This window comes from Frankia sp. AgB1.9 (assembly GCF_016786355.1).
Taxonomy (GTDB): domain Bacteria; phylum Actinomycetota; class Actinomycetes; order Frankiales; family Frankiaceae; genus Pseudofrankia.
The window spans coordinates 7,955-29,991 of record NZ_JADWYX010000079.1; the positions used below are offsets into that span (position 1 = coordinate 7,955).

Annotated in this window: 15 protein-coding genes; 11 read left to right on the forward strand and 4 right to left on the reverse strand. The window is 74.9% G+C overall.

Annotation, left to right across the window (positions count from 1 at the left end; all coding sequences use genetic code 11):
• From I6A60_RS27000 to I6A60_RS27025, 6 genes are all read left to right on the forward strand, one after another.
• The coding region (locus tag I6A60_RS27000; RefSeq protein WP_374487266.1) for an ABC transporter permease at positions 1-982 on the forward strand (982 nt) is incomplete at its 5' end.
• Positions 983-995: 13 nt separating this feature from the next.
• Complete coding sequence (locus tag I6A60_RS27005) at positions 996-1,907, forward strand: ABC transporter permease (RefSeq protein ID WP_203024904.1); 912 nt, start codon at positions 996-998, stop codon at positions 1,905-1,907.
• Complete coding sequence (locus I6A60_RS27010; RefSeq protein ID WP_203024894.1) at positions 1,904-3,844, forward strand: ABC transporter ATP-binding protein; 1,941 nt, start codon at positions 1,904-1,906, stop codon at positions 3,842-3,844. Before I6A60_RS27005 ends, I6A60_RS27010 begins: the two co-directional genes overlap by 4 nt.
• Before the next feature lie 310 nt (positions 3,845-4,154).
• Positions 4,155-6,959, forward strand: coding sequence for a LuxR family transcriptional regulator (locus tag I6A60_RS43145; RefSeq protein WP_203024895.1), 2,805 nt, complete (start codon positions 4,155-4,157; stop codon positions 6,957-6,959).
• A gap of 135 nt (positions 6,960-7,094) precedes the next feature.
• On the forward strand, positions 7,095-10,133 hold the full coding sequence (locus tag I6A60_RS27020) for a LuxR family transcriptional regulator (RefSeq protein WP_203024896.1): 3,039 nt from the start codon (positions 7,095-7,097) through the stop codon (positions 10,131-10,133).
• Between the two features lie 202 nt (positions 10,134-10,335).
• Positions 10,336-11,226, forward strand: coding sequence for an alpha/beta fold hydrolase (locus tag I6A60_RS27025; RefSeq protein WP_203024897.1), 891 nt, complete (start codon positions 10,336-10,338; stop codon positions 11,224-11,226).
• A 163-nt stretch (positions 11,227-11,389) separates the two neighbouring features.
• On the opposite strand, the gene I6A60_RS27030 is transcribed toward I6A60_RS27025, so the two are convergent.
• Complete coding sequence (locus I6A60_RS27030; RefSeq protein ID WP_203024898.1) at positions 11,390-12,163, reverse strand: SDR family NAD(P)-dependent oxidoreductase; 774 nt, start codon at positions 12,161-12,163, stop codon at positions 11,390-11,392.
• Positions 12,164-12,384: 221 nt separating this feature from the next.
• Between I6A60_RS27030 and I6A60_RS27035 the strand changes: the two genes are divergently transcribed.
• Positions 12,385-13,596, forward strand: a complete 1,212-nt coding sequence (locus I6A60_RS27035) for an LLM class flavin-dependent oxidoreductase (protein WP_203024899.1) — start codon at positions 12,385-12,387, stop codon at positions 13,594-13,596.
• A gap of 39 nt (positions 13,597-13,635) precedes the next feature.
• Here I6A60_RS27035 and I6A60_RS27040 read toward each other — a convergent pair whose 3' ends face one another.
• The 3 genes from I6A60_RS27040 to I6A60_RS27050 form a co-directional block, all read right to left on the reverse strand.
• A complete protein-coding gene (locus I6A60_RS27040; RefSeq protein WP_203024900.1) occupies positions 13,636-13,944 on the reverse strand; it encodes an STAS domain-containing protein in 309 nt (102 codons plus the stop codon).
• Entirely contained in the window at positions 13,941-18,152 is a 4,212-nt protein-coding gene (locus tag I6A60_RS27045; RefSeq protein ID WP_203024901.1) for a SpoIIE family protein phosphatase, read from the reverse strand. Before I6A60_RS27045 ends, I6A60_RS27040 begins: the two co-directional genes overlap by 4 nt.
• 241 nt (positions 18,153-18,393) lie before the next feature.
• Positions 18,394-19,371: an NADP-dependent oxidoreductase gene (locus I6A60_RS27050; protein ID WP_203017001.1), complete on the reverse strand. Its 978-nt coding sequence runs from the start codon at positions 19,369-19,371 to the stop codon at positions 18,394-18,396.
• 129 nt (positions 19,372-19,500) lie between these two features.
• Between I6A60_RS27050 and I6A60_RS27055 the strand changes: the two genes are divergently transcribed.
• The 4 genes from I6A60_RS27055 (at position 19,501) to I6A60_RS27070 (ending at position 21,966) form a co-directional block, all read left to right on the forward strand.
• The gene (locus I6A60_RS27055) at positions 19,501-20,097 is read left to right on the forward strand and encodes a TetR/AcrR family transcriptional regulator (RefSeq protein ID WP_203016999.1); all 597 of its coding nucleotides are present in this window, start codon (positions 19,501-19,503) and stop codon (positions 20,095-20,097) included.
• Complete coding sequence (locus I6A60_RS27060) at positions 20,094-20,918, forward strand: SDR family NAD(P)-dependent oxidoreductase (RefSeq protein WP_203016998.1); 825 nt, start codon at positions 20,094-20,096, stop codon at positions 20,916-20,918. The genes I6A60_RS27055 and I6A60_RS27060 overlap by 4 nt, the downstream gene beginning before the upstream one ends.
• A 113-nt stretch (positions 20,919-21,031) precedes the next feature.
• The gene (locus tag I6A60_RS27065) at positions 21,032-21,496 is read left to right on the forward strand and encodes a nuclear transport factor 2 family protein (RefSeq protein ID WP_203016996.1); all 465 of its coding nucleotides are present in this window, start codon (positions 21,032-21,034) and stop codon (positions 21,494-21,496) included.
• Positions 21,496-21,966 carry a nuclear transport factor 2 family protein gene (locus I6A60_RS27070; RefSeq protein ID WP_203016994.1) on the forward strand — a complete coding sequence of 157 codons (471 nt, stop codon included), beginning with the start codon at positions 21,496-21,498 and terminating at the stop codon, positions 21,964-21,966. Before I6A60_RS27065 ends, I6A60_RS27070 begins: the two co-directional genes overlap by 1 nt.
• Positions 21,967-22,037 lie beyond the last annotated feature (71 nt).

A 22,037-nucleotide genomic window follows, 5' to 3' on the forward strand; every position in this document is an offset into this window, starting at 1 on the left:
CTGGCGGTGGGCTGCCGTGGCCCCCGCGCGGCGGGGGGCCCCCGCCGCCGCCCCCCGGCTGTGGCCGGTCGTGGCCCGCCGGCTGCTCGGGGCGGTCGCGGTCGTCTACGGCGCGGCCACCGTCGCGTTCGTCGCCCTGCAGCTCATCCCCGGCGACGCGGTGACGATCATGATCGGGTTCAACAACGCGGTCTCGCCGCAGGTCCGGGCCCAGATCCGGCACGACCTCGGGCTGAACCACTCGGTGATCGTCCAGTACTTCCAGTACCTCGGGCACCTGGCCCACGGTGACCTCGGTACCTCCTACCAGCTGAACCAGTCGGTGGTTTCGCTGATCGGCGCGCAGTTCTGGCCGACGTTCCAGCTGATGCTGGCGGCGGTGGGCGTCGCCGTGCTGCTGGCGCTGCTCTCGGCGCTCGGCACCGCCAGCCGCCGGGGCGGCCTGCGCGCGGTCGTCGACGTCGTCGAGCTGGTGCTCGTCTCCACCCCGACGTTCTGGCTCGGCATCCTGCTACTGACCGCGTTCTCGTTCCGGCTACGGCTGTTCCCGGTGGCCGGCGCGCAGAGCGCGGCCTCGCTCGTCCTGCCGGCCCTGACCCTCGCCCTCCCGATCGCCGGCGTGCTGGCCCAGGTGCTGCGAGAGGGGCTCGAGACGGCGCTGGGACAGCCATTCGTGATCACCGCACGGTCCCGGGGGCTGAGACGCTCGGCCGTGCGGCTGCGCCACGCGCTGCGCCACGCGGCGGCGCCGCTGGTGACCCTGGTCGGCTGGCTGAGCGGGAGCCTGCTGGGCAACGCGGTCCTGGTCGAGTCCGTCTTCGGCCGGCCGGGGATCGGCGCGCTGACCCTGGAGGCCGTCCAGAACAAGGACATGCCCGTGGTCATGGGCGTGGTGTTCGTCTCCGCGGTGGCGTTCGTCGTCATCTCCACCCTGGTCGACCTGCTCTACCTGCTGATCGACCCAAGACTGCGGACGGGGTGAGGCCGTGACAGCGGTGGAGAGCTCCCTGGAGGAACTCGCGCTGCGGCCGGGACCAGCGGCCCGTGGCCGGCTGGCCCGCGGTCGGTGGGGCGGCCGGGACCGGGACGTGCCCGGCCCGGCCTTCCTGGCGTCGGCGGCCTTCCTGGTCCTGATCGTGCTGCTGATGATCGCGCCGGGGCTGTTCGCCGGCCACTCGCCGACCGCGACCGATCCGGTCAACGCGCTGCACGGGCCGAGCGGCGCCCACTGGTTCGGGACGGACGAGCTGGGTCGCGACGTCTTCGCCCGGATCGTCTACGGCGCCCGCCCCTCGCTGATCGTGGGTCTGGGCGCCACCGTGTTCGCCGTCCTCGGCGCGACGGCCCTCGGCCTCACGGCCGGGATCGGGGGCCAGGCACTGGACCAGGTGCTCATGCGCGTGGCCGACGTCCTGCTCGCCCTGCCCCCGCTGCTACTCGCCCTGCTGGCTGTGGCGGTGCTGGGCCACGGCCAGGTCAACGTGATGGTGGCGGTCGCGATCGCGTTCGTGCCCGGCTACGCCCGGGTGGTGCGGGCCGAGACGCTGGTCGTGCGCCGCTCCGGCTATGTAGAGGCGGCCGTGGGCCTGGGGCTGCCCCGCTGGCGGCTGGTCGGGCGCCACGTCCTGCCGAACACACTGGGCCCGCTGCTCGTACTGGCCACGGTGGGCTTCGGCTCGGCCCTGATCTACGCCTCGAGCCTGAGCTTCCTCGGCCTCGGCGCGCAGCCTCCCTCCTCCGAGTGGGGGCTGGCACTGTCCACTGGCCGCAACTACTTCTCCATGGCCTGGTGGGTCGCGGTCTTCCCCGGGCTGGCGACCACGCTGACCGTGATCGCCCTCAACGTGACCGGCCGGCGCGCGCGAGCGCGGTTCACCCGCCGGCCGCAGGGAGGTGACCTGGCATGACCGGCCAACCGTTGGTGACCGAGCCCGAGGCCGCGCCGGCCGCACTGGCCGCGGCCGTACCCGGCGCGGTGCTGCTGGAGGTCGACGGCCTGGACGTGACCTTCCGGACCCCGGCCGGCCCGGTCCGCGCCGCGCGCGACGTCTCCTTCAGCGTCCGGCGCGGCGAGTGCCTGGCCATCGTGGGCGAGTCCGGCTCGGGCAAGAGCGTCACCCTGCGGGCCCTGGTCGGCCTGACCGGCGGGTCGGCCGTGCTCGGCGCCCGCACGCTCTCCTTCGACGGCGAGGACCTCAGCGGCGCCGGCGAGGCGCGGTGGCGGTCGGTGCGGGGCCGGCGGATCGGCCTGGTCCTGCAGGACGCGCTGGTGTCGCTCGACCCGTTGCGGACCGTCGGCGCCGAGGTGGCCGAGACACCCCGCGTGCACCGGCTTCTGGAGCGGGGCGCCGTCCCGGCGCGGGTGCGCTCGCTGCTGTCGGCCGTCGGTATCGACGACCCCGAGCGGCGGGCGCGCCAGTACTCCCACCAGCTCTCCGGCGGGCTGCGGCAGCGGGCACTCATCGCGTCGGCGATCTCGGCGGATCCCGAGCTGCTGCTGGCCGACGAGCCGACCACCGCGCTCGACGTCACGGTCCAGGCCCGGGTGCTCGACCTGCTGGGCGGCTTCCGCGCCGACGGAACGGCCATCGTCCTGGTCAGCCACGACCTGGCCGTCGTCGCCGGGCTGGCCGACCAGGTCGCCGTCATGTACGGCGGCCGGATCGTCGAACGCGGGCCGACCGCCGCCGTGCTCGGCCGCCCGCGCCACCCCTACACCCGGGCGCTGCTGGCCGCCGTGCCGGTCGGCCGTCCTCGGGGCACCCGGCTGTCGCCCCCGGCGTCGGGCGCGCCCGGTCTGCCCGCCTCGCCGGACGCCTGCCCGTACGCCGCCCGCTGCCCGCTGGCCGACGACCGCTGCCGCACCGAGCTCCCGCCGCTGTCGGGACCCGCGGTGGCAGGCGGGACGTCAGCAGCCCTCGGCTCGGTGGTGTCGGTCGAAGCCGGTCACGAGACGCTCTGCTGGTACCCGGGCCAGGTGCCGGCAGCGCTGGCCGAGCCGGTGGTCCTGGTGCCGCCGGCCCGCGAGCCGGACCGTTCCGGCCGGCCGCTGGTCGAGGTGGCCTCGATCAGCAAGGGGTTCCGCGACCCCGACGGCCAGCGCCGGCTGGCGGTGGACGACGTGTCGTTCGCGCTCAGCGCGGGCGAGGCGCTGGGAGTCGTCGGCGAGTCGGGCTCGGGCAAGACGACGGTCGCGCGCATCGTCCTGGGCCTGGTGGAACCAGACGCCGGCTCGGTGCGGCTCGACGGCGAGGCGTGGAGCGGGCGGCCCGAGTCCGAACGACGGCCGCGGCGCCGGCGGGTCCAGGCCGTCTACCAGGACCCGTTCGGATCCTTCGATCCCCGGTACACCGTCGAGAAGATCATCGGTGAGGCGGTGGCGACGGTCGGCGTGCCGCGCGGGCCGGCCCGGCGGGAGCGGGTGGCCGAGCTGCTGGCCGCGGTCGGGCTGCCGGGCGACCTGGCCGGGCGGCGGCCGCTGGAGCTCTCCGGCGGCCAGCGCCAGCGGGTGGCGATCGCGCGGGCGCTGGCCCCGTCCCCCGACGTCCTCGTCTGCGACGAGCCGGTGTCCGCGCTGGACGTCTCGGTGCAGGCCCAGATCCTCGACCTGCTCCTCGGGCTGCGGCACGACACGGGGGTGGCCCTGCTGTTCATCTCCCACGACCTCGGTGTCGTGCATCACGTGAGCGACCGGTTGCTGGTCATGAAGGATGGCCGGGTCGTCGAGTCCGGCGCCACCGAGCAGATCTTCGCCAGGCCCGAGCATCCCTACACCCAGGAGCTTCTCGCCGCCGTGCCGCGCCCGCCGCGGCCGGACGAGGCGGCGGGTCCGGCTGGCCGCTGACGATGGCTGACCGGACTCCGGCGCGCCGGGACGGGGGTTGACGACGTTCCGGAGTCCGGTGGGCGACCGGGTCGCCGCCGCTAGTGTCAACAGAACGAAAACCACTCCCCGTCCGCGCGCGGTCGCGCAGGCGGAGGAGCCGAAGCGCCCAGGTGAGGTCGAGGATGAACTTCGGTGGCTGTCGCCGTCGCCCCTGACGTGTGAACTGTCGGCGACAACGGAGTGGGAAGCCATGCGTGAGATCAGGACTGTCCGTGCACCTCGCTCGTCCGGGCCGCGGACGGGGGAGGCCGCCGCGCTCATTGAGCGCGTGGGCCCCATCGCCGAGCTGGACCGGATGCTGGCCGCCTGTTTCGCCTACCAGGGTGGCGCCGCCTTCGTCAGCGGCGCGGTCGGCTGCGGGAAGACCGAGCTGCTCAACGCCTTCCTGAGCCGGGCCGGCCAGGCGGGTGCCACGGTGCTGACGGCCTCGGCGTCGGCGCAGGAGTCCGCGCCGGGCTCGGTCCTGCGGGCGCTGGCCGCGGGCCTGGGCGAGCAGCCCGCCGGGTCGGCGGAACCGCTCTGGAACCGACTCGGCCTGGATCGCTCGGCGCCCGAGACGCCGCGGGAGCTGGGCGAGCGCCTGCTGGCCGCCGCCCTGCGCCGGCCGCTGGTCATCGGGGTGGACGACGTCCAGCATGCCGACGAGATCTCCCTGCGAGGACTGCTCCAGCTCGGCGCGCGGGCCCGCTCGTCGCGGCTGCTGATGGTGGTCACCGGGCCCGAGGCCCCGCCCGGCGGCCCGAGCCGGATCGCCCGGTGGCGCGCCGACCTGAGGCGAGCGACGAGCACCGTCGAGGTACCGGTCGCTCCGCTGACCCGGATGGGGATCCTCGAGGCGCTGACCCGCCAGCTCGGCTTCGGCTCCGCCCGGGCGCTGTCGGCCTGCTTCGCGCGCCTCAGCGGCGGCAACCCGCTGCTGGTACGAGCCCTCGCCGAGGACTACCTGGTAGAGGACCTCCGCCTGGGCGGGCCCCACGGCGGGGACGGGTCCCACGGCGGGGACCCGGACGTCCAGGCCGCCGCGGTCGACCGGAGCGCCCCGCGGTCCTTCGATCCTCCCGGCCATGGAGCGTTCGGCCGCGCGGTGCTGACCTGTCTGCACCGCGCGGACGACCGGCTGCTCGCCACCGCTCGCGGCGCTGCCGTGCTGGAGACGGCCGGCTCGCCCGCGCTGTTCGCCGGCCTGCTGGAGATCGGTCTGACCGAGACGGGCGCGGCCCTCGACACGTTGGCCTCGGCCGGGGTCATGGTCGGCGGTGGCTTCCGGCATCCGGTCGCGCGGGCGGCCGTCCTGGCCGACCTGCCGCTGGACGAGGCCGTCGTCCTGCACCGCCGGGCGGCCCGGCTGCTGCGCCGGTCCGGGGCCGCCGCCCGGCAGGTCGCCGCGCATCTGGTCGCGGCAGGGGAGGCGGACGAGTCCTGGTCGGTCGACCTGCTGCGCCGCGCGGCCACCGACTCGGCCGACGACGACGTCACGTTCGCGGTCGAGTGCCTGCGCCTGGCCGAGCGGGCCAGCGCCGACCCGCGCGAGCGGCTGTCGATCCTGATCCAGCAGAGCCGGGTCGAATGCCGGGTCAACCCGGGCGGGGCGATCCGCCGGCTGCCCCGGCTGACCCGGGCGATCGAGGCGGGGGAGGTAGGCGACCGAGACCTGGTCATGCTGGTTCGGGCACTGGCCTGGCACGGCCGGGTCGACGAGGCGGCCGCGGCGCTGCGGCGCCTCGACCGCGACGACGTGGACCTCGACGAGCAGGGCCACGCCGAGCTGGCGATGGCCAGGAACTGGCTGCGGTACTCCCATCCGGGCGTGCTGGTCGCGGCCGGGGCAGTTCGGGCCGGCCACGGGCCTCGGTCGATGGACCCCCACCCGACCCGCGCGGCCCGGGCCGTCGTCCTGCTGGGCGCGGTCCTCGCGGCCGGACCCGACGAGGCCACCGTGCCCGTCGCCGACGCGCTGCTGCGGGAGATCCCGCCGGCCGACGAGACGATCTGCCCGCTGGAGAGCGCCCTGGTCAGCCTGGTCTGCGCGGACCGGGCCGATCTGGCTGCGGCGCACTGCGACCGGCTGATCGCGGAGGCGGACCGGCGCGGCTTCCCGACCTGGCGCGGGCTGCTGGCCGGACCGCGGGCCGAGATCGCGCTGCGGCAGGGCGACCTGGCGGCGGCTGAACGCTTCGCCCGGGCCGCGCTGGAGCTGATCCCGGCCTGGAGCTGGGGAGTGGGCATCGGCCTGCCGCTGTCCGTCCTGCTACGGGTCGGCGCCAGGACCGGGACCGACCCGGCCGGCGCGCTCGCGGTCCCCGTCCCGGACGAGATGTTCCAGACCCGGTACGGACTTAGCTACCTGTACGCCCGGGGTCAGCGCCATGCCGCCGTCGGGCAGCCGCACGCGGCCCTGGACGACCTGCTCACCTGCGGGCGGCTGATGGTGCGCTGGGGTCTCGACGTGCCGGCCTTCCTGCCCTGGCGGCTCGACGCCGCCGCTGTGCTCGCCGAGCTCGGCCGGCTGACCCAGGCCCGCGATCTGCTGACCGAGAACCGCGGCCGCCCGTCGGCGGCCAGCCCGCGGGTCCGGGGCATGGCGCTGCGGGTGGAGGCGTCGCTGGTCGAGCGCCAGCGCCGGTCGGGGCTGCTGCGTGAGTCGGCCCGGCTGTTGGGCGTGGCCGGGGACCGGCTGGAGCTGGCCCGGGCCCGGGAGGACCTGGACGCTCTCGACCGGGCCGCGGGCTCGCCGCGCCGCGGCGTCACCGCCCGGCCCGTACTGGTCGCGCCACCTGCCGGCGGGGGACACGAGCCGGGCTCGGCGCGCGTGTCGTGGTCGGCGCCCGAGCCGGAGGCTCCCACCGGCCCGGCCTTCCTTCTCGCGGTGGAGGGCTACAGCACGGCCGGCGGCGGTGAGCTCAGCACAGCCGAGCTCCAGGTCGCCTCCCTGGCCGCGACCGGCCATTCGAACCGGGAGATCGCCCGGCGGCTCTACATCACCGTCAGCACGGTCGAGCAGCACCTGACCCGGACCTACCGCAAGCTGCGGATCCGCGGCCGGGCCGAGCTGCCGGTCTTCCTGGGCGTCTAGCGCCGTCGTCCGCCGGCCGGGCGCCAGCCGTGCGCCTGGCCGGTGTGTTCCAGGCGGCCGTGGTGACTTTCCCGGCATAAGACCACTAAATCGACTAACTTTGTAGAGAAAGCCAACGGAGGAGGGCGGCATCCGATGACGACGGCCCCGGCGAGCCGGAACCCGGCCCGGTCGCCCTGGCGCCCGGCCGAGGAGCCCCGCGGCCGCGGGCGCAGCGCCGCTGGCCCGTGCGCCGGGGCCCGGCTGGCCCCGCCCCGGACCTCGCACGTCCCGGCCCGGGACCGGCGCCTGACCGGGGATCTGCCCGACCGGGGTGAGGCCCTGGCCCGGCTGTTGGCGGCCTTCGCGGACAGCCAGGCCGGCCGTGGCAGCGTCGTCGTCATCTCCGGCGGTCCGGGCTCGGGCCGTTCCACGGTCCTGGCGGCGCTGCTGGAGCGGGCGGGCGCGACGGGCGCGACCGTCCTCACCGCCTGCGGCTCGGCGGCCGCCGTCGGGCCGGCCGGCGACGTTCTGCGCCAGCTCTCGCGGGACGCCACGCGGGCCGCGGCGCTCGTCCGAGCCGGCAAGGACGGGCCCGGGCGGCCAGTGGTGGCTGGCCTGGCCGAGGCCCCGCCGCTGCCCGCGCTGGTCGAGGCGCTCGGCGCACGGATCCGCGCGCTCGCGGCCGCCGCGCCGGTGGTCGTCGCGGTCGACGACGTCCACCGTGCCGACGAGGCCTCCCTGCGCGGGCTTTCCCTGCTCGTGAGCCGGCTGGCCACCGACCGGGTGCTGCTGGTCGCGACGGTGCTGGACGGCGCGGTGACCGAGCCGTCCCGCGCAGGCTGGCACACCGACCTGCTGCGCCATCCGCGCTACCGCCAGGTCTGGCTGCCCGGGTTGTCCCCGGCCGGGGTGGCGACCGTCCTCACCCGCCGCTTCGGCCCGGCCGCCGCGGCGGCCGCCCCCGGCTGGTGGGCGTTCAGCGCCGGTAACCCCACGCTGCTGCGGGCGCTGCTCGACGACGCCCGCGCCGCCGCGAGCCCGACCGGGGCTCCGGAGGCGAACGGCGCCGCCGTCGGCCCCGAGCCCGGTCCCAGATACGTCGAGGCGGTCGCGCGGCTGGTGCATGCGGCCGGTGGCGAGGCGCTCGCCGTGGCGCGGGCCGTCGCGGTGCTCGGCGCGTCAGGAGCCTCGGCCGGCCTGGCCCACCAGGTGCTGGCGGATCGTGCCGGCGCGGGCGCAGATCGCCGCGAGGCCGCGCTCGGCGCACTCGCCAGGGCCGGCCTGATGGACCGCGACGGCTTCCGGCACCCGGCGGTCCGCGCGGCCGTGCTGGCGGACATCCCGGCCTCCGCGCAGCGGGAGCTGCACCGGCGGGCCGCCGAGGTCCGGTACCTCGCCGGCGCGTCGGCCGACGAGATCGCGGTGCACCTGGTCGCCGCCGGCTGGGCCGGGGAGCGCTGGTGCCTCGACGTGCTGCGCCGCGCGATCGAGTCGGCCCTGCGCGCCGACGACGTCGCCGGTGCCCTGGCCGCGCTGGATCTGGCGGATGCCGCCACGACGGCGTCGCGGGAGGCCGACGCGGACGACCAACGCGCGGAGTTCACCCTGCTGCGCCTGCGGGTCGCCTGCCGGGATGACGGCGCCGAGGTGATCGACCGGCTGGACCCGCTGCTGCGCGCCCTGCTGGCCGGCCGGCTGGGCGGTCCGCACGCCGTGACGCTGGCCCGCCTGCTGATGTGGTTCGGCCGGGAGGCGGACGCCGAACGCGCGTTGGCCGAGCTGGAACGCCGCCGTGACCGGCTCGACCCGCGGTCGGCGCTCGGCCTGGAGCTCATCCACGACTATCTGCCGGTCAACCACCCGCGGCTCGCCGTGGCCAGCGGCTCGGCCCGGGTGACCCGGCGGACCGCCGCCGGCGTGGCCGACGGCCAGACAGCCGCCGCGGTCGACGCGCTGCGCATGGCTCTGCGGGGCGCGGCCGACGACGAGACGGTGCGGTCGGCCCAGCAGGTGCTCCAGGCGACGCTGCTCGACGACCAGTCCGTCGGGTCGGTCGAGTGGGCGGTGCTGGCCCTGGCCTACGCCGGGCAGCTGGAGCTGGCCGTCTCCTGGGCCGACCGCTACCTGGCCGAGGCCACCCGGCGGGGCAGCCGAGCCTGGCGGGCGCTGATGGCGGGGGTCCGGGCGGAGATCGCCGTGCACCAGGGAGACATCCGCGCCGCTGGCGAGAACGCCAGACTGGCGCTGACGGTCGTGCCCGCCTGGTCGTGGGGTGTCGGTATCGGGCGCCCGCTGTCGGCACTGCTGATGGCCGCCGCTGCGAGCGGCGCGCCGTTGGACGACGCCGACGTGCCGGCGGTGCCCGAGGCCATGTTCCGGTCCCGGTTCGGTCCCCAGTTCCTGCGGGGCCGCGCGAGCCTGCACGCGGCCCGGGGCCGCCTGCCGGCCGCTCTCGATGACCTGATGACGGCCGGGCGCCTGCTGGTCGAGTGGAACATCGACCAGCCCGGGTTCGTGCCGTGGCGGGTGGACGCCGCGCATGTGCTGGTCCGGCTGGGCCGCGTCGACGAGGCGCGGGCGCTGGCCGAGCAGCATCTCGCCCGGACGAGCGGGGGCCGGCTGCGCGGGATCGGGCTGCGGGCGCTGGCGGCCACCCTGGAACCGGCACGGCGACTGCCGGTGCTGCTCGCGTCGGTGGACCTGCTCGGCGCCCACAGCGACCGGCTCGAGCTGGCCGGCGCGCTGGCGGACCTGAGCGAGGCGTACCTGGTGGCCGACCGGTCGGCCCGCGCCCGCGCGGTCGCGCGGCGGGCGATGCTGCTCGCCGGCGAGCTGGGGGCCGAGCCGCTGCGGTCACGGCTGGCTGGCGCGTACGACTGGGAGGACGGCGCGGTGCCGCCCAGGTCCTTCCTGGAAGCTGGCCGAGTCCCCGAGGCGCCGGGCCTGGCTCCGTCGACGTCGCGCGACCCCGGCGGCACGCCGTCGGCGCGGGCCGAGGACGGCACCGGACTGGCGGCGCTGTCCCCGGCCGAGCACCGGGTCGCCACGCTGGCGGCGGGCGGGCGAACCAACCGTGAGATCGCCGCCAGCCTGTTCGTCACGGTCGGTACGGTCGAGCAGCACCTGACCCGGGTCTACCGCAAGCTCGGCGTCCGTGGCCGCGCGGACCTCCGCGGCCGCGCGTCCGCCTGAGATTGATCAGACTGGGGCGGCAGGAGGACGTCACCTGGCCCCGGCCTGGACCCGGCCAGGGCTGACAGCCCGCTCAGCGTGTTCAGGCGAGCCGCGCAAGACGCTTGATCGTCAGTTCAGTCATGCGCTTTGGTTGTGGTCTGGCCCGTTCGGCGGCCAGGACGTAGGACTCGGTGCCGGTTTCCGGAGCAGGAGAACGATGATGGGTCGCGACGCCACGGAGTTCGACTTCCTTGCGGAGGAGGCGGCCGAGGTCGGTGCCGCGCCCGAGCTCCCGGCGGTGCGCCGCGTCGACCTGGCGACCACCGAGGGTGCGCTCAGCGCCCTGCTGTGGGGCGTGGCGCCGGAGCTGACCCTGCTGCACGGCGGCGGCCTGAACGCGCACACCTGGGACGCGACGATCCTCTCGCTCGGCCGGCCGGCCGTCGCGCTGGACCTGCCCGGCCACGGCGACTCGGCGTGGCGCGACGACTTCGACTACTCGCCCCGGCGGAACGCGCGGGCGGTCGCCGCCGTCCTCGACGAGGTCGTTCCGGGCACCCCGCAGACCGTTGTCGGGCAGTCGCTGGGAGCGCACACCGCGATCGCCCTGGCGGAGCTGCGCCCCGACCTGGTCGCCGGCCTGGTCCTGGTCGACGCCAGTCCCGGCCAGCTCCCCGAGGACGCGGCCCAGGTGACGGACTTCCTCGCCGGGCCGCAGGTGTTCGGCTCCCGCGAGGAGATCGTGGAGAAGGCCCTGGCCGCCGGGATCGGCTCGTCCCGCCGGGCGCTCACCCGCGGCGTCGTGCTCAACACCAGGGTCCGCGACGACGGCACGGTCACCTGGAAGCACCACTTCTCCAGCCCCCCGCCGAACGCCCGGTTCGACATCGACTTCCGCGACCTGTGGCCGGCCCTGGAGACCTCGACGGTCCCCGTGCTGCTCGTGTACGGAACCCACGGCTTCCTCTCGCCGCGGACCGTCGACGAGTTCCGGGCCCGCGTGCCGCGCGCCGAGATCGTCCAGATCGAGGCCGGCCACAACATCCAGGAGCAGCAGCCGGTCGCCCTCGCCGCGTCGATCCGCCTTTTCCTGACCAGCCCAAAGGCCTGACCCGGCCCGGGGCCGGTCACTCGGCCCCTTGATCGCTGTTTCGGCCGTGGGATGGTCGTGTTCTGGGGGCGTTTACGACCGCCCGAGGGCCGAAACGGCGATCAAGGCCGTGCCGTGCCGGGCCGACGGGTCCGCCGGCGACGGCTCGCCCGCGCGGCCCTCGTCAGTAGTGGATCGGGCCCGGGGCGCCGCCGCCGGCGGCGATGGACTCGCCCGTGATGGCGACGGCGGCGGGGGAGACGAGGAAGGTGACGACGGCGGCGACCTCGTCGGCCGTCACGATCCGGCCGATGGCGACCCGGCCGCCGAACGCGGCGTACTGCTCCTCGGTCAACGAGACCGTGCCGCCGTGCTTGTCGGTCCGGGTAGCGCCCGGGTGCACGGCGTTGACGGTCACCCCGTGCGGGCCGAGCTCGTCGGCGAGGGTCTTGGTGAGCGCGACGATGCCGGCGTTGCGAATCGAGCCGCCGACGAGACCGACCTGACGGGCGGCGAGACCGCCGACGTTGACGATCCGGCCCCACTTCTGCTCGACGAAATGGGGGATGACCTCCTGCGCGGTCCGCAGGTAGCCGAGCACCTTGACGTTGAAGTCGACGGCGGCGTCGGCGGTGGCCAGCGCCCGGACGTCGCCCGGTGTGCCCACCCCGCCGACGCGGGCGGCGTTGTTGACCAGGATGTCGACGCCGCCGAGCTCGCCGACGGTGCGCGCGACCAGCTCGCGGACCGAGTCGTCGCTGCCGGTGTCCGCGACGACCGGCACGACGACGCCCCCGTCGGCTCCCAGCTCGGCGGCGGTCGCCTTCAGCCGCTCCTCGCCCCGCGCCGCGATCACCACCTGGACGCCTTCGGCGACCAGTGCGGCCGCGACCGCCCGCCCGATCCCGCGGCTACCACCGGTCACGATCGCCCGGCGTCCCGTAAGTCCGAGGTCCACGGCCTGTCCACCCTCTCTCGCGCCAGTTCCACCTTGTTCACCGGGATTGACGATAAAGTGTCCCGCTGGCTAGCGTTGCCTGACGGTTGTCGTCCGCGGGCTTGCGCCGGGAAGAGGCACCAAGCTCGGGTTTCACTGTGGTGTCCCGGGTCGTGGCCTCGGATCACAGTGACCTTCGGCCGGAGCCCGGACATCTCGGCGCCCAGAAGGAGACGACTCCCATGGCAGACTCGGGGAGCGCGGCCGCGCTGCACCTCGCCGTCGCGCTCGACGGCGCGGGGTGGCACCCCGCCGCCTGGCGCGAGCCTGACGCCCGGCCGGCGGAGCTGCTCACCGCCGGCTACTGGCTGGACCAGGTTCTCGAGGCCGAACGCGGCCTGCTGGACTTCGTCACGATCGAGGACTCACTCGGTCTGCAGTCGTCCCACTTCGACGGCCCGGACGACCGGACCGACCAGGTGCGCGGCCGGCTCGACGCGGTGCTCATCGCGTCCCGGGTCGCCCCGCTGACCAGCCACATCGGCCTGGTGCCGACGGGGACCGTCACCCACACCGAGCCCTTCCACCTCTCGAAGGCGCTCGCCACCCTCGACTACGTCAGCGCGGGCCGGGCCGGCTGGCGGGCCCAGGCGTCGCGGCCCGGAGAGAACACGCACTTCGGCCGGCGCCCGACCTTCTCGTTCGGGGTCGCCGACATCGACAAGCCCGAGGTGCAGGCGGCGGTGGCCCAGTCGTTCGACGAGGCGGCCGACTTCGTGGAGGTCGTGCGCCGGCTGTGGGACAGCTGGGAGGACGACGCGGAGATCCGCGACGTCGCGACCGGCCGTTTCATCGACCGGGAGAAGCTGCACTACATCGACTTCGAGGGCCGCTGGTTCAAGGTCCGCGGCCCGTCGATCGTGCCCCGCTCGCCGCAGGGGCAGCCGGTCGTCTCGGTGCTGGCGCACGCGACGATCCCGTACCGGCTGGGCGCCCGGGCGGCCGACGTCGTCTACGTGACCCCGCGGGACGAGGCCGGGGCGGCGGCGATCGTGGCCGAGGTCCGCGCCGAGCAGGAGGCGGCCGGCCGGGCGGCCGAGCCGGTCCATGTGTTCGGCGACCTAGTGGTGTTCCTCGACGACACCGCCGGGGCGGCGGCCGCGCGCAAGGACCGCCTGGACGAGGCGGCGGGGGAGCGGCTCTTCAGCGACGCACTGGTCTTCACCGGCACGGCGGCCGAGCTGGCCGACCTGCTGCAGTCCTGGCAGCGGGCCGGGCTGTCCGGCTACCGGCTGCGGCCCGGCGCCGTCCCGCACGACCTGGAGACGATCACCCGCGCCCTGGTCCCCGAGCTCCAGCGGCGCGGCGCGTTCCGGACCGCCTACGAGGCGGACACGCTGCGCGGCCTGCTCCGCCTTCCCCGCCCGGCCAGCCGCTACGCGACCGCCCACTGATCGCCTGCCGCAGGCCTCGGTGGGATGCGGTGACCGCGATCAGGGCGTCGGGTCGGGCGTCTCGATGGTGGTCAGCTCGGTCAGGCCGCTGATCCGTAGGGCCGGCAGCAGGGTGCGGTTGCAGATCAGGTGCAGGTGCTCGGCGTGGGCGAACAGCGCGTTGATCGCGCCGCTGTCCAGGTAGTCGACGGCGGTGAGATCGACGACGACCAGGCTCGCCTGGGTCACGGCGGCCTCCAGCGCGGCGCGGAACGTCGTCAGGTTGGCCATGTCGATCTCGCCGCGGGCGGTCAGGACCGGCCGGCCGGCCGGATCGTGCCCGGTGCGCAGGGTCAGCGGAGTGCTCACGTGAGGATCCTCGTGTACATCTCGACGATGGTCCCGGCATCGGTCGGGTCGATCGTGACGTGGTGCATCAGGCCGCGCATGAGCGCGATCCCGCGGCCGCGGTTGCCCCGCGCGGTGGCTTCGAGATCGCGCGGCTTCCACCGGCCGCTGTCGATGACGGACACCCACAGCCGGTCGGCCAGCGCCGCGGCGCGCAGCCGGATGAGCCCAGCCGGGTGCTCGCGGTGGCCGTGCTCGACGGCGTTGTTGCAGGCCTCGCCCACGGCGATCAGCACGTCGTTGATCTGCTGGGCCCCCAGGTCGCAGCGCGCCAGCCAGGCCCGCATGGCCTGGCGGACCGGGGCCAGCTCGCTGGCCACGGCCACGAAGTCGACCTCGAACGGCCCCGGCGGACGGTAGAGCAGCAGCGCCACGTCGTCCTCGTACCCGCCCACCGGCGCGAGCGTCGTCATGAGCTGGCTGGCCAGGTCCTCGACGGGCAGGTCCCGGCCGTCGTGCACCGCCGCCGCGGCGCGGTCGATGCCCTCGTCGAGCGAGCGACGACGGCGCTCGACCAGCCCGTCGGTGTAGAGGAGCAGCGTCGAGCGGGCCGCGATGACGTGGCTGTCCTCGCCGCGGTGCCGGTCGGTGCGCAGCCCCAGCGGGATGCCGCGGCCGCCCTCCAGGGTCGTCGTGGTGCCGTCGGCGCGCACAAGAATGGGCGGGGGATGCCCGGCGCTGCTGTACACCAGCTCACCGGTGGCCGGATCGAGCGTGGCGCAGAAGACCGTGGTGCACTCGGCCGCGGGCAGCAGCGCGGCGAACCGGTCCAGGCCGGCCAGGGCCCGCGCGGGGCTGGAGTGTTCCAGCAGCAGCGCGCGGCAGGCGCTGCGCAGCTGGCCCATCACCGCGGCGGCGTCCAGCCCGTGGCCCACGCAGTCGCCGACCACGATGCCGATCCGGCCCTCGGCCATCGGCACGGTGTCGTACCAGTCGCCGCCGACCTGCAACGGGCTCATCGCCGGCTGGTAGCGCACCGCGAACCCGGCCGGCAGGGTCGCCGGCCCCAGGATGGCGTGCTGCAGGGCGACCGCGGCCTCGCGCTGCTGGTCGATCTCGTGCACCCGGTGCACGCCCTGCCCGAGCCGGCCGGCCAGCACGGACAGCAGTGCGCGGTCCTGATCACCGACCGGGCGCCGGTCACCGACGTCGATCCACACCACCAGCACACCGCCGGGATAGGCGACGGTGATGCCAGCCCGGCCGGGCTGGTAGAGCTGGGGCGCGAGCAGCGGCGCCGCGCGCAGCCGGGTCAGCGACTCCCGCAGGTCCACCGCCAGCTCGGGCCACCGGCTGTGGTCGCTGCTGTAGACCAGTTCCGGCTCCGGGCGATGGCCCGACGGCGTGGTGGCGAACGCGGCGACGACGACCCGGCGGGCCGACCAGGTGCGCTGGAGCTGGGTCACCGCCGCGGCCAGCGCCTCGGGCACCGTGTTGGCCTGGGCCAGCTGCTCGGCGAGCCCGGCCAGCGCGGTGTCGCGCTGCGCGCTGTAGTGCTCGGCGGTGATGTCGCGGACGGTCCCCACGGCGACGTGCCGGCTGGACCCGGGCTCCTCGACGCGGTTGTAGGTGACCCGCAGCCACACCGGGTGCCCGTCCCGGTGGACCAGCGGCAGGTCGGCCTGGCCGATGGTGCCGTCGACCAGGCGGGCGGACTCCTCGCGGACCCGCGCGTGGGCGTGTGGGTCGGTCTCGGGATCGGGCCACCAGGGCAGGGGAGGGCGGTAGGGCAGCCCGTCGGGCCCGTAGCCGAGGATCTCGGTGAACGTCGAGTTCGTCTCGAGGACCGTTCCGTCGGTGTCGGAGACGAAGAACCCCTCCTGCAGCGAGTCCACCAGCGCGTCGCGCCACCGGGCGTGCTGGCCGCGCAGCCGGGCCAGCTCCACGTTGGCCCGCACCCGGGCCAGCAGGTCGGCGGCGGCGAACGGTTTGACCAGATAGTCGTCCGCGCCGGCCTCCAGCCCCTGGACGGACGCCTCCTCGCCCGCCCGCGCGGACAGCAGCAGCACGGGCACACTTGCGGTGCGCCGGTCGGCCCGCAGCGCGGCCACCAGCTCCAAACCGTCGAGGCCGGGCATCATCACGTCGCTGACGACCAGATCGGGCAGCTCAGCGCGCAGCGCGTCCAACGCGGCGCGGCCGTCGTTGACCGCCACGACGGTGTGCCCGGCACCGCGCAGCAGCCGCGTCAGGTACCCGCGCATGTCCGCGTTGTCGTCGGCGACCAGCACCCGGACCGACCGCCCCCCGCCGTTGTCGGTCGGGTAACCCGAATCGACGTGCAGGGCGTCAGCGTCGTCCAACGGATCGACGCGCCCGTCCGGCGGGTCCGGCAGCCAGCGCAGGGTCTCCTGCAGGAACGGCTCGACGCTCACCGACGTGCGCGCCGGTGTCTGGTCGCCGGCCGCCTGGTCCGCCGTCACGGCGTCGGCCGGCAGATGGGCGTGCCCCGACGGCAGCCGGACGGTGAAGGTCGTGCCGAGGCTCACCGCCGACAGCGCGGTGATCTCGCCGCCGTGCAGGCTGACGAGCTCCCTGACCAGAGCCAGCCCGATGCCGCTGCCCTCGCTGGACCGGGACCGGGCGTTCTCGACCCGGTGAAACCGCTCGAACAGCCTGGGCATCTCCGCCTCGGCAATGCCCACCCCGGTGTCGGCGACCGTGACCACCGCGTGCTCGCCCAAGGCCCGCGCTCGCACCGTGATGGCGCCGTCGAAGGTGAACTTCACCGCGTTGGACAGCAGGTTGAGCACGACCTTCTCCCACATGCCGCGGTCGACGTAGACCGAGTAGGGCAGTGGGGGACAGTCGACGTCGAACCGCAGCCCCGCCTTCTCGATCGCGGACCGGAAGACGCTGGCCAGCTCGCGGGTCAGCGCAGCCAGGTCGACCGGCTCGTACCTGGCCTGCATCCGCCCGGCCTCGAGGCGGGAGAAGTCCAGCAGCGCGTTGACCAGCCGGCCCAGCCGCAGCCCGTTGCGGTGGATGACCTCGACTTCCTCCCGCAACGCCGGCTCGGCACCGGCGAGGCGCGTCCGCAGCTCCTGGACCGGACCGGCGATGAGGGTCAACGGGGTGCGGAACTCGTGGCTGATGTTGGAGAAGAAGATGGTCTTGGCGCGGTCCAGCTCCGCGAGCTCCTCGGCCCGTCGCTGCTGGGCCCGGTAGCCGCGCGCGCTGAGCACCCTGGTGGAGACGTGGCCAGCGACCAGGTCCACGAACCCGCGGTATCGCTCGTCCAGCGGCCGGTACCGGTTCAGCGCGGCGACCACGAAGCCCACGGGCGCGCTGCCCTGCTGCGGCAGCGGCACCACCAGCGCCTGTTTCGGGGGCCGTGGCCACGCTCCGGTCGGCAGCGCGCCCCCGGCGAGGTCTACGAGGAGGGTCTCGCCCCGGGCCGCCGCGGCGGCCGGCCAGACCGCCGCCGGATCGGCGACCAGCATGTGCTGGGGGGCCGCCGGATGCCCGGGCGCGATCCCGGTCGACGTCACCAGCCGCGCGGCCGCCGCCCCGTCGAACAGGTAGGTCAGGGTGAACGGCAGGTCACGCTGGTTGCGGCCCAGCTGGCTCGCGGTGAGCTCCAGCATCTCCTGCTCGGTGCGCAGCACGCTGGAGTCCGAGCCCAGGTCCAGCAGGGTGGCCAGCCGCCGCTCGCTGAGGACCCGCTCGGTGTCCTCGCTGACCACGCACAGCATCCCGACGACCGTGCCCTGATCATCGCGCAGCGGGCTGTAGGAGAACGTGTGGTAGGTCTCCTCGGGGTACCCCGAGCGTTCCAGGAACAGCCGCAGCGCCTGGTCCCAGGTCGCCTCGCCGGTCGAGAGGACGCCGTCGATGCGCGGCCCGATGTCGTCCCAGATCTCCTCCCACACCTGCTCCGCCGGGCGCCCCAGCGCCCACGGGTACTTCTGGCCCAGGGTGTCGCGGCGGTAGGCGCCGTTGCAGAAGAAGGTCAGCCGCGGGCCCCAGGCCATCCACATCGGGAACCGTGACGACAGCAGGATGCTCACCGCGGTCCGCAGGCTCTGCGGCCAGCCGGACGGCGCGCCGATCGGCGTCGCGGACCAGTCCACGGCCGCCAGGTCCCGGCCGACCTCGACGTCGGCGGCGAACACGTCGGCGGCTGCCGACGCCGCCGGATGCGCCCCGCTGTCAGCTCCGCTGCTCACGGAGCGGTCCTCTCGCCGGTGTCGCGACAGGAGGCGCTGGCCGTCCCCCAGGGAGAGGCGCGCCTTCAGACCACGACACTGACCGCCTCATAGCCGGTCCCGAGGAGGAGACCGGCCCACACGCGCCCGCCGCGTCCGCGGCGGGCAACTTACCAGATAGGTGACGATTACCCCGCCGTGTGATCAACATGCCTCGCCGCCAGGGAGGATCCGCCGGACCGCGGCCACGGATCCGGCGGGCCTACCGCGCGGGCTCGGCGCCGGCGACCCGCAGGATGATCTTGCCACCCAGGTGACCGCCCTCGCCTCGCTCGTGGGCACGCCAGGCCTCGGCTAGCGGGTAGGCGCTGTCCAGGTGGACGCGCAGCGCGCCGGAGTCGAACAGCTCGGCGAGCTCGCCGAGCTGGCGCCCGTCGGAGTGCACCTGCCCACCGGCCGTCCGGATGTCGCGGGCCGCGAGCTCGGCGTCGTGGTAGTCGCCGAAGAAGACCGGGCTGAGAGTGCCACCGGCCCGCAGCGCGGGCGTGAGCCGGTAGCCGTGCGGGCCGCCGACGGTGTCGAAGAGGTAGTCCACGTCGTGGGCCGCGTCGGCGACGGCGGTGGTGGTGTAGTCGACGTACTCGTCCGCGCCGAGCCCGCGCAGGAAGTCCTCGTGCCGGGTGGACGCGACGGCGATGACGCGGGCGCCGAGGTGCCGCGCGAGCTGGACGAGGAGGTGCCCGACCCCGCCCGCGGCGCCGTTGACCAGGACCGTGCTGCCTGGCTCGATCTTCACGAGGTCGACGACGTACTGGTAGGCGGTGAGCCCGGCCATCGGCACGGCGGCCGCGTGGTCGTGGTCGAGGGAGGCGGGCTTGCGGGCGAGGTCGGTGACCGGGGCGGTGACGTACTCGCTGTAGCCCCGGGCGCTGCCGGTGCTGGTCGGGAACCGCAGCAGCCCGAACACCTCGTCGCCCTCTGCCCACGCGGTGACTCCAGGACCGAGCCCGGCGACCGTGCCGGAGACGTCCGAGCCCGGGGTGAACGGGAAGAAGTCCAGGGCCGGGCGGACCTCCGGCGGGATCATCGGGTAGCCGGCGCGGGCGTACCAGTCGGGCGGGTTGACGCCGGCCGCCCGGACCCGGACGAGCACCTCGCCAGGCCCGGGCTCGGGGACGGGGGCGTCCCGCAGTCTCAGCTCGGACGGCGCGCCGGCGCGGTGGGCCTGGATCGTCTTCATGGCGTGGCTCCTCAGGCGGGGGCGGGTCTGGGTAACATCTGGAGCGGTGCTCCGAATACTAAACGGAGCGGTGCTCCGATAGTCAAGGCCGTGCTCTGACGGCCGTGCTCTGGTCGAGGGAGGTGCCCGGTGGTCGACGCCGGTCCGGCGCCGGGTGCCCGGCGTGCCGACGCCCGCCGCAACCGCGACGAGATCCTCACCGTCGCCCGCGCCGTGCTGGCCGAGCAGGGCACCCAGGCCTCGCTGCGGGACGTGGCCCGCCGCGCCGGCGTCGGGCTGGGCACGCTCTACCGGCATTTCCCGACCCGCGACGCCCTGCTGGAGACCCTGCTGCATGAGGGTTTCGGGCAACTGGTCGAGCTGGCCGGGACGCTGCGCACGACCCGGTCCCCGGCCGAGGCGCTGGCCGAGTGGCTGCGCGCGCTCGCGGCCGGCTCCAGCATCTACCGGGGCCTTCCGTCGTCACTGGCCGCCGCCCTGCGCGAGCCCGGCTCCGCGCTGTGGGCGTCGTGCACCGTACTGCATGACGCCGGAGCCCAGCTGCTGCTCGACGCGCAGGAGGGCGGCTGGGCCCGCGGCGATGTCACCGGGGCCGACATGTTCGCGCTCGTCGGCGCCGTCACCTCGATGACCGAGGACGGCGGCCCCTTCGCGGACCGCCGCGACCACCTGCTCTCCGTCGTCCTCGACGGCCTCAGCGCCCCCGCCCGACGGGAGAACTCATGAGAACGATCGTGATCACGGGCGGCACCGACGGGATCGGCCGGGCCCTCGCCGCGACCCTGCTCGGCCGCGGCGACCAGGTCGTGATCGTGGGCCGCAACGCGGACAAGGGCCAGGCGTTCCTCGACGCCGCCGGGAGCCAGGGAGCACGGGGGAGGGCCGCGTTCCTCCAGGCGGAGCTCGGTCTGGTCAGCGAGAACGAACGGGTGCTGGCCTGGCTGCGGGAACGGTTCGAGGCGCTGGACGGGCTGGTGCTGGGCGCGCGGCACTACCGGTCGACCCGCCGGGAGACGTCGGAGGGGTTCGAGGAGAACTTCGCGTTGTTCTACCTGAGCCGGTTCGTGCTCGGCCACGGCCTCGTCGGGCTGCTGGAGAAGGGCGCGAAACCGGTCATCGTGAATCTCGCGGGCCCGGGCGCGGACCTGTCCGTCGTGCGCTGGGACGACCTGGAGCTGCGGCAGGCCTATCACGGGGGTATGGCGCTGGGGCAGGGCGGCAAACTGAACGACCTGCTTGGCGTGGCTTTCGCGGACGCCTATCCTGACGGCCTGACGAAATACGTCCTCGTGCATCCGGGTGTCGTGGCGACGAGCTTCTCGGGCACCTACGACGAGGCGACCGCCTCTGGCATCGAGACGTTGAGGCAGGCCGGCAAGTCGGTGGGGGAGAGCGTTCGGCAGATCCTGCCCCGCCTCGACGCGCCGCCGCCCGAGACGTTGAGCGCCTTCATCGAGGAACGCCGCATCAGCGTGGCCGACGGGTCGTTCGACCGCGCCGCGGCGGCACGCCTGGACGCGCTCACCCGCCAGGTCCTCGCCCGCTAGGGGTGCCCAGGGGTGTGAAGTGGGGTTCCCCGCCGGCCGGGCGCTGACCATCCTGGGAGAGCCCGGGCGGTGGTCGCCGCGGGCCGACGCTCGGGCCGAGGGAGATAACGAACGTGGCCGTGGACCTTCCGCAGGACGATGTGCTGGCGATCCAGGAGATCCTCGCGCTGTTCTCCTACGTCTTCGACGACAACGACGTCGACGGGCTGGGCCTGGTGTTCACCCCGGACGCGACCGTCGAGCACGGGATCGGCCCGCACCGCAGCTACCACGGTCTCGCCGAGCTCGCGGACTACGTGCTGTCGAAGAGCGCGGCGGCCCCGGACCACTTCACTGTCAACACGGCGCTGTCCGCGCGGGACGACGGCACGGTGCTGGCCCGCAGCCGCTACATCGGGATCAACCGGGACAGCCGGCTGACCAGCGGCGAGTTCCTCGACATCTTCGTGCGGACCGCGCAGGGCTGGCGGATCTCCTACCGCCGGGGGATCCCGCGCACCCCGCGGGCCGAGGGCGCCGGCGTGCCGACGTCGGCGGCGCTGGACCCGTGGCGGGTCACGCTCGCGGGGCGGGCCTGATGCCCCCGCTCGGCGCCGCCGACCTGCTCGAGATCCACGGCCTGCTCGCGCGGTTCGGCCATGCCTTCGACAGCGGCGACGCCGAGGGGATGGGCCGGGTGCTCACCGCCGACGCCGTGGTCGAGGGCGTGATCGGCTCGGGCTACACGATCGCCGGCCTGGAAGCCGCGCGGCGGTTCACCCGCGACCGGCAGGTCGACACCCCCGACCACAACACGGTCGCGGTGCTCGCGTTCGTCGACGCCGACGGCGTCGTGCGGGCCCGCAGCCGCTATATCGCCCCGCTGGTCGACGGCGGCGTGCATTCCGGGGACTTCTTCGACATCCTGCGGCGCACGCCGGACGGGTGGCGGATTGCCTATCGCATCTCGGTGCCGCGCAAGCCGACACTGGAGATCACCCCGCCGCCGCCGGATTTCTTCAAGGCCTGGCGACCCCGCCCCGGCGACCTCGGCCTGCCCCGCCGCTAGCGGTCGTCGCCGTTGTTGAGGCGCTTCCATGATCGGGTGGATTCGGGGTAGCGCCGGCGGCCCCCCCAACC